12 protein-coding genes are annotated in these 12,509 nt (G+C 52.7%); 7 read left to right on the top strand and 5 right to left on the bottom strand.

From position 1 onward, the window contains the following. Window positions 1-9: 9 nt before the first annotated feature. The 4 genes from pcaF to pcaC are packed head-to-tail and all read left to right on the top strand — an operon-like array spanning window position 10 to window position 3,720. A complete protein-coding gene (pcaF, locus tag LVQ77_RS03330) occupies window positions 10-1,212 on the top strand; it encodes a 3-oxoadipyl-CoA thiolase (protein ID WP_232903669.1) in 1,203 nt (400 codons plus the stop codon). A 9-nt stretch (window positions 1,213-1,221) separates the two neighbouring features. Further along, window positions 1,222-2,577 (top strand): 3-carboxy-cis,cis-muconate cycloisomerase, encoded by a 1,356-nt coding sequence (locus tag LVQ77_RS03325; RefSeq protein WP_232903668.1) that lies wholly within the window; start codon window positions 1,222-1,224, stop codon window positions 2,575-2,577. Continuing rightward, window positions 2,574-3,332, top strand: coding sequence for a 3-oxoadipate enol-lactonase (pcaD, locus tag LVQ77_RS03320; protein WP_232903667.1), 759 nt, complete (start codon window positions 2,574-2,576; stop codon window positions 3,330-3,332). The genes LVQ77_RS03325 and pcaD overlap by 4 nt, the downstream gene beginning before the upstream one ends. A 1-nt stretch (window position 3,333) precedes the next feature. After that, window positions 3,334-3,720 carry a 4-carboxymuconolactone decarboxylase gene (gene pcaC, locus LVQ77_RS03315; RefSeq protein ID WP_151993350.1) on the top strand — a complete coding sequence of 129 codons (387 nt, stop codon included), beginning with the start codon at window positions 3,334-3,336 and terminating at the stop codon, window positions 3,718-3,720. Between the two features lie 88 nt (window positions 3,721-3,808). On the opposite strand, the gene pcaQ is transcribed toward pcaC, so the two are convergent. From pcaQ to pcaH, 3 genes are all read right to left on the bottom strand, one after another. Beyond that, window positions 3,809-4,732, bottom strand: a complete 924-nt coding sequence (pcaQ, locus tag LVQ77_RS03310; protein ID WP_151993351.1) for a pca operon transcription factor PcaQ — start codon at window positions 4,730-4,732, stop codon at window positions 3,809-3,811. A gap of 792 nt (window positions 4,733-5,524) precedes the next feature. Next, on the bottom strand, window positions 5,525-6,145 hold the full coding sequence (gene pcaG / locus LVQ77_RS03305) for a protocatechuate 3,4-dioxygenase subunit alpha (protein WP_232903666.1): 621 nt from the start codon (window positions 6,143-6,145) through the stop codon (window positions 5,525-5,527). Further along, entirely contained in the window at window positions 6,145-6,882 is a 738-nt protein-coding gene (gene pcaH, locus LVQ77_RS03300; protein ID WP_064518657.1) for a protocatechuate 3,4-dioxygenase subunit beta, read from the bottom strand. The genes pcaG and pcaH overlap by 1 nt, the downstream gene beginning before the upstream one ends. 253 nt (window positions 6,883-7,135) lie before the next feature. Here pcaH and hglS point away from each other — a divergent pair, with 253 nt between their 5' ends. From hglS to mazF, 3 genes are all read left to right on the top strand, one after another. Then, window positions 7,136-8,479, top strand: a complete 1,344-nt coding sequence (hglS, locus tag LVQ77_RS03295; RefSeq protein ID WP_232903665.1) for a 2-oxoadipate dioxygenase/decarboxylase HglS — start codon at window positions 7,136-7,138, stop codon at window positions 8,477-8,479. Window positions 8,480-8,641: 162 nt separating this feature from the next. Then, window positions 8,642-8,887 (top strand): AbrB/MazE/SpoVT family DNA-binding domain-containing protein, encoded by a 246-nt coding sequence (locus LVQ77_RS03290; protein WP_064518659.1) that lies wholly within the window; start codon window positions 8,642-8,644, stop codon window positions 8,885-8,887. Further along, window positions 8,887-9,219 (top strand): endoribonuclease MazF, encoded by a 333-nt coding sequence (gene mazF, locus LVQ77_RS03285; RefSeq protein ID WP_232903664.1) that lies wholly within the window; start codon window positions 8,887-8,889, stop codon window positions 9,217-9,219. Before LVQ77_RS03290 ends, mazF begins: the two co-directional genes overlap by 1 nt. Before the next feature lie 83 nt (window positions 9,220-9,302). On the opposite strand, the gene fbpC is transcribed toward mazF, so the two are convergent. Both fbpC and LVQ77_RS03275 read right to left on the bottom strand, forming a co-directional pair. Continuing rightward, the gene (gene fbpC / locus LVQ77_RS03280; protein WP_232864479.1) at window positions 9,303-10,352 is read right to left on the bottom strand and encodes a ferric ABC transporter ATP-binding protein; all 1,050 of its coding nucleotides are present in this window, start codon (window positions 10,350-10,352) and stop codon (window positions 9,303-9,305) included. Between the two features lie 14 nt (window positions 10,353-10,366). Next, the gene (locus LVQ77_RS03275) at window positions 10,367-12,445 is read right to left on the bottom strand and encodes an ABC transporter permease (protein ID WP_232903663.1); all 2,079 of its coding nucleotides are present in this window, start codon (window positions 12,443-12,445) and stop codon (window positions 10,367-10,369) included. Window positions 12,446-12,509: the final 64 nt, after the last annotated feature.

Below are 12,509 nucleotides of genomic sequence, written 5' to 3'. Positions count from 1 at the left end.
GGAACTATGATGAATCAAGCATTTATCTGTGATGGAGTGCGTACTCCGTTCGGTCGTTTTGGTGGCACACTGTCCAGTGTTCGTAGTGATGATTTAGCTGCATTACCGCTGAAAGCCTTGATCGCGCGCCATCCAAATCTCGACTGGTCGGCGGTTGATGATGTGATTTACGGCTGCGCAAACCAGGCGGGGGAAGATAACCGCAACGTGGCGCGTATGGCTTTGTTGCTGGCGGGGCTACCAGAGACGGTACCGGGAAGCACCATCAACCGTTTATGTGGTTCAAGCCTTGATGCGCTGGGTGTTGCGGCAAGGGCGATTAAAAGCGGTGAAACGCAGCTGATGATTGCAGGTGGCGTGGAAAGTATGTCGCGCGCACCGTTTGTAATGGGCAAAGCGGAAAGCGCATTTAGTCGCAATATGAAAATGGAAGACACCACCATCGGCTGGCGGTTTATCAACCCGCTGATGAAGGCGCAATACGGCGTTGATGCGATGCCCGAAACGGCAGAAAACGTCGCGACCGACTTTAATATTAACCGTGAGGATCAGGACGCCTTTGCCTTACGCAGCCAGTTACGCACCGCTCGCGCTCAGGAAACAGGAATCTTCGACGACGAACTGATCCCGGTTTCCATCAATCAGCGTAAAGGCGAAGCGCTACTGTTTAACCGCGACGAACATCCTCGTTCCACCTCGATTGAGGCACTGGCAAAACTCAAAGGCGTGGTACGAGCCGACGGCACCGTGACCGCAGGAAACGCATCAGGTGTTAATGATGGGGCTTGTGCGTTGCTGCTCGCAAGCGAACAGGCGCTCAACACTCATGATTTGCAGCCGCTGGCGCGAGTCGTTGGTGTAGCGACCGCAGGTGTCGCGCCACGAATTATGGGTTTTGGCCCGGCTCCGGCAGTGCGCAAAGTGCTGGCGCAAACCGGGTTAACGTTGGCACAAATGGACGTGATTGAATTAAACGAAGCTTTTGCCGCACAGGCGCTGGCGGTGATGCGCGACCTGGGTCTGCCTGATGATGCCGAACATGTAAACCCGAATGGCGGGGCCATTGCGCTTGGGCACCCTCTTGGTGCATCGGGTGGGCGTCTGGCGATGACCGCCGCGTATCAGCTCAAGCGTAGCGGCGGACGTTACGCGCTATGTACCATGTGTATTGGTGTCGGTCAGGGGATTGCACTGATTATTGAACGCGTTTAAGGAGCTGGCATGACACTGTTTACCCCAATGTTGCGTGCTTCATCGCTCACTGAAATTTTCAGCGATGAGAAGACGTTACAAGGGATGCTGGATTTTGAAGCAGCACTGGCGCAGGCCTGTGCGCAATGTGGCGTGATCCCGGAGTCGGCGGTTAACGTCATTTCCGGGCAGTGTCAGGCCGCAAAACTCAATAGTGAAGCCTTAGCGCAAGCGGCGGCAGGTGCTGGAAACCTGGCGATTCCTCTGGTGAAACAGCTCACTGCCAACGTAAAACAACAAGATGAACAGGCCGCACGATACGTTCACTGGGGCGCAACCAGCCAGGATGTGATTGATACCGGTCTGATGCTCCAACTGCGCGCGGCATTCGATGCCTCTGAGTTACTTATCGGCCAGTTGATCGATGTTTTAGCCGCACAAGTCCAACAACACCAGCATAGCGTGATGGCAGGCCGCACCTGGATGCAGCAGGCATTGCCGATTACTTTTGGTCTTAAACTGGCCGGAACGCTCGATGCACTTTTGCGCTGGCAGCAGCGTTTGAATGAGATAAAACCGCGTGTTTTGGTTCTGCAATTCGGCGGTGCGGCGGGCACTCTGGCATCGCTTAAAGATCAGGGCATGCCTGTGGCGAAAGCGTTAGCAAATATCCTGGCGCTTAACCAGTCAGACACGCCGTGGCATAGCCAGCGCGACAGATTGCTGGAAGCAGCCACCTGGTTCGCAGGTGTCAGCAGCACACTGGGCAAATTCGCCAACGATTTTTCGTTACTGATGCAAACCGAAGTTGCAGAAGTAGGCGAGCCGATTGCTGAAGGCCGCGGTGGTTCATCCACCATGCCCCATAAACGCAATCCGGTGAGCTGTGCAGCTATTCTGACTGCCACCATGCGTATTCCGGGAATGATGGCAACGATCTACTCCAGTCAGAATCAGCAACATGAAAGGGCGCTTGGCGGCTGGCAGGCCGAATGGGAAACGCTCCCACAGCTGATTATGCTGACAGGCGGTGTGATGCAAACCTCGCTGGATTTGATGCGGGGAATGCAGATTAACACCGCGAAAATGCGGACTAACCTGGATATCACTCACGGTTTGATTATGGCGGAATCTGTGACTCTGGCGCTGGCGAAATCAATCGGAAAACAGGCCGCACACCATCTGGTGGAACAACTTTGTCATCGCGCGTTGGACGAAAATCAGCCCCTCGCGACATTTCTCGCACAGCATCCTGATGTCAGCGCCCATCTTTCCACAACACAAATCGAACATTTGCTCGACCCGCAACAAGCTCTTGGCAGTAACGACACCTTTATCAGCCAGGTTCTGGTGCGGGCGGCACAACAAACCAGGAGGGTAAAATGAGCCTTTATTATCAACTGGAAGGGCGCAGCGGCGCACCGGTCGTAGTGTTGTCGAACTCGCTCGGCACCACGCTTGAAATGTGGCAGCCGCAAATGACGGCATTGCTTGAGAATTTTCGCGTGCTGCGTTACGACACGCATGGCCACGGACGTACTACCAAAAACGAGAAAACTACACTGCCACAACTGGCGGAAGATGTTCTCAGCGTGATGGATGATGCGGGCGTTAAGCAGGCGCATTTCTGCGGGATTTCAATGGGTGGTTTGACCGGCCTTTGGCTGGCGCGTTTTGCGCCGGAGCGGTTCCTTTCGATAACCGTCGCCAACAGTGCCGCGAAAATCGGTGAGCAAAGTGGCTGGCTGGAACGCGCGCGAACTGTTCGCCTGGAAGGAATGTCGGCGATTGCCAAAAGTGCGCCGTCACGCTGGTTTACTGATGATTTTGTTCACCACCATCATGCGCAAGTCGATGCGTTATGCGCAACCCTGGCCCAGACCAACCCAGAAGGTTATGCCACCTGTTGTGAAGCTCTGGCAGCCGCGGATTTACGTGCAGAAATTGGCAATATCACACTACCGATGCAGTTTATCGCCGGAGCCAACGACCCGGTTTGCACCGTGGCTGACAGTGAGTTTATGCATCAGCAGGTGCATGGTTCGCACCTTGTCACTATCGAGGCTTCACACCTCTCCAGCATTGAAGACGCGCACGGTTTCAACATCGCGTTGCTTAACTTTATTCAACAGGGCGACTGAGATGAAGGACGAAGAACATTATCAACGAGGCATGGAAGTGCGCCGTGCGGTGCTGGGTGATAGCCACGTCGATCGTACATTGTCGCAGCTTACGCCGCTAAATGAGGAGTTTCAGGACTTCATTACGCGTTATGCCTGGGGCGATATCTGGACGCGTCCGGGGCTTGAGCGCCACACACGCAGCATGATAACCATCGCGATGTTAATTGCGCTTAACCGTGAGGCTGAGTTGAAAATGCACCTGCGAGCGGCTTTTAACAACGGTGTGACGCGCGATGAGCTCAAAGAACTGATTATGCATTCAGCACTGTACTGCGGTTTACCCGCAGCCAACGCTACTATGCATCTTGCACAACAGGTGTTTGATGAGATGGATGCTGCTGGTTAATTAATGTCGGATGGCGCTAACGCTAATCCGACCTACGAAAACGGTGTTGTAGAGTGGATGAGTCGCATGCGCCATCCACCCTTGTTACTTAACCCGGAATAGATTTCCGAATCGAAGAGAGCAGAATTTGTGCGCCCGCTGAAAGCGGTTTATCCACGCGAGTCAAAATACCAATCGGCTCACCAGCACCTTGTGTTGCCACCGGCAACGAGGTCAAAGTTCCCTGGCGTAAATCTTCTTTCACCGCGCCAGATGGCACAAACCAAACGTAGTTATAATCCACGGTTAACTGGCGAGAAAGAGATGCGGAAAGCGTTTCGACGCAGCCTGCAGGCATTTTACAACCCTGGCTGGAAAGCAGCGATTCAGCATTCTGGCGTGGAATCGTTCCTTTTGGCGACACCACCACTGGCCACTCCATCACGCGGCTAAGTGTGATGTTTTCATGCAGTAGCGGGTGCCCAGGACGAACCACCAGTTTTAACGATTCAAGAAATAACAGTTCATAGTTCAGCCCGGTCATCAATTCAGGATCTGACATTCGGCCAATGCCTAAATCCAGCTCACCTGATTTTAAACCCGACAGCAGCATGGTGTTATTCATGGTGGCGACTTGCAGCGTAACGTCACTTTGCTGCTTGTGAAACTGGCCGATAACTTTTGGTAATATGCCCAGAGCTGCCGTTGGCAACGCACCAACACGGATAACGGTAGTACTTTGCCCATCTTTTTGATTAAACGATTGCCCGGCGTGGTTGAGCGCATCAAGCACCTTTACCGCATGTGTCAGAAACTGCTCACCCATCAGCGTCATTTGTGCGCCAAGACGTCCACGCTCAAATAAACGCGTGCCGGTTAGCTGCTCTAATTCATTAAGTGTTTTCGATAATGCAGGTTGGCTAAGATTAAGTGTTTCAGCCGCGCGCCCCAGCGTTCCCTGTTGAGCGACAGCCACGAAAGTATGAAGATGGCGCAAGCGAATGCGCTGACTAAACAAACCGTTTTTTTCCATAACCTGATGTTAAAAACAGACCCGTAGCGCTGACAAGATAAGTTGTTTGATTTTGATAACTTGCTAGCAAAATTTCATTAACATCACTCGATATTTTATAACAATAGGTGAGGGAAGGTTAATTTAAATTAATGATTCGAGTCAGGAGGGGGTTATTGGAAATGGGTGGGTTCCAATAAATATATAGTGATCGGAGGTTTTCCGTTCACCCGTAAATTCTGCGTTCCCGGATACACTTGTTAACGGTGAACGTGTCAGGGGGATTACGGCATCCCCCTGACAACCCCGCCGCCCGGTTTTAAATTGCCGCTGCGCGGTAAACCCCAGCTTATCCCCAACGTTCAGGGTCGTTCGCGACTCGCTCCCGGCGATCGCTCTCTTTCGCTGCTCCCGGCAGCTCAACCCTGACTTATGGGGAACACTGGGGCAATTTATACCGGGACCCAGGGTCAAAACCAGACTAGCTTTTGACCCTGGGTTTCGGTGTTGACCTTTGAGTCCGGCATAAATCGCCTCCGTTTTGACTGTAAGGCCGGGTCGAGCCGTCGGGAACGGCGAGAGGTTGTGATCGCCGGGAGCGCGTCACAACCGACCCTGGGACTGAAAGGAAAAACGGAGGTTTACTGCGAAGCAGCGATTTAATCGCCGGGAGCCGGGATTATCAAGGGTGCTGCGGTAGCACCCTTGATACGTTCACCGTTTCGGTAAGTACAGGGAACACTGAACGTTTAGTGAACGGAACAATCGCTACTCTAACAAAGGACACAACCCAACAAGTGAATTGTGACCCACCTATACATCAAAAAACACCGTCTCCTTCTCCCCCTGAAGAAACACATCAAACGTGTACACCACCTCATTACCGCGCTTCTCACGCTTCCCAATCAGCGTATTACGTCGCACTTCCCACTCGATGAGATTGAGCACCGGGTCGGTCTCATTCGCTGCTTGCTCATCGGAAAAATACATCCGCGTATTCAGGCCGATATTAATGCCACGCGCCACAATCCACAGGTTCAAATGCGGGGCCATAATGCGGCCATCACGCCCGGTTACAGCACCCGGTTTGATGGTATCAAAACGCCAGATACCACTGTCAAAATCCGAACAGGTACGTCCCCAGCCACGGAAATCTTCATCCAGTTCTTTATCTGTTTGCTTATCTGCAGGGTGGTTGTAACGTCCGGCCGCGTTGGCTTGCCACACTTCCAGCAACACATCGCGCACAGGCGTTCCTGAGCCGTCAAACACCCGGCCTTCTACGATAATCCGCTCGCCTTGGGTGTGGGAATTTGTCAGCACATGGCTGAAGTTTTTCTCGAAAATGTTAAAACCAGCAGCTTGCGGAGCCAGACCAATGTGGACGTATGGGCCAGCCGTTTGCGATGCGGTTTCTGCTAAATAATCTTTCATCACGCGGCCCCCTGAGTACGGTTTTCAAACAGTGTGGCTCGCTGGCCACGCAGAACTAAATCAAAGCGATACGCCAGGCAATCAAGCGGCACCGCGGCATGGGTGTCCAGTTCGGCAATCAATGTGCGAATTGCGTCATCGTTATTAATGGTTTTCACAATCGGGCACTGTTTAATCAGCGGGTCGCCCTCGAAATACATCTGCGTGATGAGACGTTGAGCAAAAGAGTCACCGGAGAGTGAAAAGTGAATGTGGGAAGGGCGCCAGTCACTTGCCTGGTTACGCCACGGATACGGACCCGGCTTGATGGTGCGGAAGAAGTAATAGCCGTTTTCATCGGTCAACACACGTCCACAGCCGCCAAAGTTTGGGTCGATAGGGGCGAGATACTTATCTTTCTTGTGGCGATAACGCCCGCCTGCGTTGGCTTGCCACACTTCCACAAGGGTGTTTTTCATCGGGCGGCCGAATCCATCGCGAACGTAGCCATGCACAATAATGCGTTCGCCAATCGGCAGGCCGTCTTTGGCGTAATTCATAATCAGGTCGTTATCAAGCGGGTCGAGATCTTTGGCGCCAAATATTGGCCCGGTAATTTCAGACAACGAGTTCTGCAAGGAGATCAGCGCATTGCGCGGTGAGCGTAACACGCTGGTTTTATACCCCGGCGCGAAAGCCGGAGGATGGGAATCGTAGTCGCGATGTACAAGTTCACGAGGTTGCCAAATCTGTGACATAGCCAGCTCCAGTTGTGGGATACAGGAGGCGATGCATTCTAATTTTAAATATCGCCACCGACAGTCTCAGTTAATGGCTTGTTAAATTAAAGTGAATTTAAAGACTGATTTACATAACCTGTAGCTATGAAATACCCGAAAAACATTACTTATAATCTATGGCTGTATAGTCGATCACAAAACGAAAATTCTTAGCCCAAAACCCCCGCGCGACATTCTACTCTTTGAGCAATATTCACAGGAGTACGACATTATGGCGAACAACATCACGGCTGATGATATTCGGGAAAAATTTTCGCACGCAATGTCGGCGATGTACCAGCAAGAAGTACCTCAATACGGAACCTTGTTAGAGTTAGTCGCTGACGTAAATCTGGCGGTGTTGGAAAATAACCCCGATCTGCAACAGCAATTAGAAAATGCCGATGAACTGGCGCGCCTGAATGTGGAGCGCCACGGCGCAATTCGGGTGGGTAAAGCGGAAGAACTGGCAACGTTACGGCGCATTTTTGCGGTAATGGGTATGTATCCAGTCGGCTATTACGACCTTTCGCAGGCGGGCGTGCCAGTGCATTCCACTGCGTTTCGTCCAATTGATGACGCGGCCCTGGCGCGTAATCCGTTCCGTATTTTCACCTCGTTGCTACGCCTTGAGCTGATTGACGATGCTGAATTGCGTAAAACGGCGGCAGCTATTCTCGCAGAACGTGACATTTTCACTCCTCGTTGCCGGGCATTACTGGATATTTACGACCAGCAGGGCGTATTTAGCGAAGAGCAAGCCGACGAGTTTGTGAGCCAGGCGCTGGAAACCTTCCGTTGGCACAGTCATGCCACGGTCGATGCGCAAACTTACCAGGCATTTCACCAGCAGCATCGCCTGATTGCCGATGTCGTCTGTTTCCGTGGCTGCCACATTAATCACCTGACTCCACGCACATTGGATATCGACCGCGTTCAGGCATTGATGCCGGAATATGGTATTGCGCCAAAAGCGATTATTGAAGGCCCACCACGCCGCACATTCCCAATCTTGCTGCGCCAGACCAGCTTTAAAGCGCTGGAAGAACCGATTATTTTCGCCGGTGTGCATCACGGCACACATACTGCCCGTTTCGGGGAAATCGAGCAGCGTGGTGTAGCGTTAACGCCAAAAGGGCGTGCGTTATACGATGAGTTGCTAAACGAAGCAGGTAACGGGCAGGATAATTTCAGCCATCAGCAGCATTTGCAGGAAGTATTCAGCCGCTTGCCCGATAGCGAAACGCTAATGCGCTGCCAGGATCTGGCTTATTTCCGCTACCGTTTAACCCCTGTGGGCGAGATGCATCGCCAGGCAATCAAACCAGGTGATGATCCGCAGTCGCTGATTGAACGGGGTTGGTTGGTGGCGCAGCCGATTATTTATGAAGATTTCCTCCCGGTGAGTGCTGCGGGAATTTTCCAGTCGAATCTGGGGAGTGAAGGTGGCGCGCGCAGCCACGGTCACTCCAGCCGCCAGGAGTTTGAACAAGCGCTCGGTGCGCCGGTTGCAAATGAGTTTGCGTTGTACCAACAGGCTACAGACCGCAGTAAAAAGCGCTGCGGGTTGCTGTAGCCGCGTCAAAACCTCAGATAATGGTCGGTATTGTGCGCAACGCCGACCACTCAGTCAGAGCTCTTCCGTTTAGTCTGCCAATCTACAGTGTAGATACATTGTTGACACGTTGGATTGGCTGAATTAGTGTTGCTACAAACGTATCAACAAAGGAATTCTCGCATGGCACAATCTGTCGTCAAAAAATGGGGTAATAGCCCTTCAGTTCGCATTCCCGCCGCTATCATGCAGGCCGCTAGTTTGAATGTTGATGATACTGTGGATATTGCCGTAGAAGATGGCCGTATCATTATTGTTCCGGTGAGAGCGAAAGCCTATTCGCTTGATGCGTTGTTAGCCGGAATCACCCCGGAAAATCAGCATGAGAAAGCGGAGTTTGGCGCACCAGTTGGCAAGGAAATGCTCTGATGGTTTCTCGCTATGTACCAGATGCAGGCGATTTAATCTGGATTAATTTTGACCCTGTTGAAGGGCATGAACAAGGGGTGAATCGCCCGGCGGTTGTACTTAGCCCGTTTGCTTATAACAACAAAACGGGGCTGTTGTTGTGTGTGCCTTGCACCACAAAAGCAAAGGGATATCCTTTTGAGGTCGAAATAACCGAGAGCCGGGAAGGCGTCGCACTAGCAGATCAAGTCACCTGTGTGGACTGGCGAGCGCGAAAAGTCGAGAAAAAAAGCAAAGTTAACGCCACAGAACTGGCTGATATCCGGGCGAAAGTAAAAGCGTTGATCGGTTGATATCGAAAATGGCCTCCCGTCACGGTGGCCATTTCTGAACAGCTTGTCATCACCAGTAGGGCCGCATTTTGCGGCCCTTATTTTTACGCCGCATCAGCCAGCATAAACATGCCGTACGGATGGATCTCCAGATAATAATTGTCACCTACGTCAGGCTGTAAGCGTGTTGCGTTCACCTGCAATAACAGCGCCTGGCCATGCCACTCCACAGTCACTTCATATTGCGGCCCCATATATGCCACATGTCGTACCACGCAACGCTGGCTTTCGTCGCCGTGTTCACTCAGCGTTATCGCTTCCGGACGCACGCCAACCGTGCCTTCCGCCTGCGTGATGGTCAACTGCGGCGGGCGTGGTAAACGGTAGCCATGGATCTCGACAAAATCGCTGCCAAAACGCGCCGGGAAGACGTTTGCATCCCCCATAAAGCTCGCCATAAAGCGTGAGGCGGGCTGGCGATATAGCGTTTGCGGGCTGCCAATCTGCATGATTTCACCTTTGTTCATCACCAGTACCGTATCCGACACGGCAAACGCTTCACTCTGATCGTGAGTAACGTACAGCGACGTGATATTGAACTGCTTTTGTAGCTCGCGGATTTTGTCACGCATGCTACGGCGCAGGTTGGCGTCAAGGTTACTGAGCGGCTCATCAAACAGCAGTACTTTCGGCTTCAGGATCAGTGCGCGCGCCAGTGCCACGCGTTGCTGCTGGCCGCCGGAAATCTGGTCAACAAATCGGTCTTCGAAACCCTCTAAATCCACCATTGCCAGCGCTTCTTTGACGCGTATTTTAATTTCTCCCCGCGACGTGCCCAGCATTTTCAGCCCGTAACCGACGTTATCGCCCAGCGACATATGCGGGAACAGGGCGTAGGACTGGAACACCATGCAGATGTCACGCTGTTGAATGGAACGGTGTGTTACATCTTCGCCATCAATAAAAATCTGCCCTTCGGTGGGCTTTTCAAGCCCGGCAACCAGGCGCAGAACCGTGGTTTTCCCGCAGCCGGATGGCCCAAGCAGGGTTACCATTTCCCCTTTAGGGATTGCCAGATTAATGCCTGCAATGACGGTGTTATTACCAAACCGCTTCGTGACATTGCGCAGTTCTACAAAATGAGGTTGTGTCATGTGTTACTCCATAATCACGCGTTGGTTTTGGCTTTTGAACGCGAAATGCGCGCTTCACCAATCAGCCAGTCAAAAATGAAAATGATGGTCAGCATTACGACGATAAGTATCGAGCCGTAGGCTATCGCCACCCCGTATTCGCCATCTTCCACGCGGTTAAGAATGTAGGCGGTTGCCACACGGGTATCCGGTGTGACGAGGAAGACAATGGCACTCACGGTCGTAATGGCACGCACAAAGCTGTAAATCAGCGCGGATAGAATCGCCGGGCGTAGCAATGGCAGCAGGATGTTGATAATGGTGCGCATTGAACCGGCACGCAGGCTAAGCGAGGCCTCGTCGAGCGATTTGTCGATTTGCCCAAGCCCGGCAATACCGGCACGAATCCCCACCGGCACGTTACGCATCACCATCGACATAATCACAATCGCGGCGGTGCCCGTCAGGTAAACCGGCGCACTGTTAAACGCCAGGATGTAGGACACGCCCGCTACGGTGCCAGGTACTGCAAAGCACAGCATGGTGGTGAACTCGATGGTCTTTTTGCCACGGAACTGTTGGCGCACCACAATCCATGCGATAAGCAGGCCGAAGAAGGCGGTGATCGGTGCGGCAATCCCGGCGTACAGCAGTGTGTCGAGCAGTGAAGGCCACGCGCCATCGCTCATTCCCTGGCCGAAGAGCTTGATGAAGTTATCGAACGTTAGCGTGTAATCCACGCCCCAGTTGACGGTAAAGCTGCCGTAGAAAATGCTGCCGTAAAGCAGGGCGTTAAAGGCAATCCACACCGCTAATAATGCAACAACCGCCCACACCAGCGTCACTGGAAGCGGCTGTACGTCGCCACGATTGGATTTACCGGAAACGGTGACGTAGGAGCGTTTTCCAATCCACATATACTGAATGCAGAACACCAGCAGTGAGAAGACCAGCAAGAATGCGCCGAGTGTGCTGGCGGCCTGGTAATCGAGTTGCGAGCCGGTGATGTAGAAATAGATTTGTGTGGCGAGCACGTCGAAGTTACCGCCAAGTACCAGCGGGTTACTGAAGTCCGCCAGCGATTGCACAATCACAATCAAGAAGGCGTTAGCCAGCGCTGGTTTCAGCAGCGGTAAAAACACCCCTTTAAAGGTCTTCCAGCGCGTAGCACGTAGGGTATAAGAGGCTTCTTCCAGCGACGGGTGAATGGTTTTAATCGCGCCATCGAGGATCATAAATGCCATCGGCGTGAAGGCTAAAACCTGCGCCAGCCAGATACCGGTAAAACCGTACAGCCAGTTAGTGTTGGTCAGTCCGAACCAGTCGACCATCAACTCGGTGATATACCCCGAACGACCCATCATCAGCGTGACGCCAAGGCCGACGACAAACGGCGGGGTCACGATAGGCAGAATGGAGAAAATGCGGCCAATAATAGCGCTACGTTTGGCGATGCGCGTGGTGTAAATCGCCAGCACCAGACCAAAGAAGGTACAGCCAATCCCCACCGCAATCGAAAGCGCGATGGAGTTGATAATTACCTGGATGATATGCGCCTGACTGAGTACCGCCATAAACGCCAGCGGTGCAAACTCCCCGGCATCATTGGTAAACATCGGAATGAAAATCGCGACACTCGGCCAGACAATAAACACACCAATCAGTGCGATAATTGTGACCAGCGAACCAATCACAAAGCTGTCGCCACCGAGCCATTCGAGGCGGGTCAGGGCGAGGGTGATAACCATACCAAGCGCGATAAACAGCACAATAGTGGCGTAACCCATTCCCCGCTCGGTAAGGGTTGCACTGACTACCACAAAGGCCATGCAAAAGAGTGCCCAGCCTGCGTCGAAATAGTGGCGCTGGCGCTTTTCTGGCCCCAGTTCATTAAACGGGCGCAACAGCAGCAGCGAAGGTAGTACGTACCACAGCAGACTAATGTTAATTTCAGACCAGCTGTAAGCATTGATTAGCTCATCACTTGTCGATTCAAATAACCCGTAATCGAGGCTCCAGCTAGGCAGCAGGGCAAACGCCAGCCAGCACAGCGCCACCCACCAGATAATAGCGTCCCGCTTTCGCGTAGGTCGCAAAAGTAAAGTTTCAGACATAAGTGCCTCATCGGCCAAAAGAAAAGGAGGGGAGCAGGTGACGTGACGCCGTCACCTGCGAATG

This window comes from Buttiauxella cochleicola, assembly GCF_021282435.1.
Taxonomy (GTDB): domain Bacteria; phylum Pseudomonadota; class Gammaproteobacteria; order Enterobacterales; family Enterobacteriaceae; genus Buttiauxella; species Buttiauxella massiliensis.
Note: the sequence above shows the minus strand (reverse complement) of the source record. Positions and strands in the feature narration are given on the sequence as shown.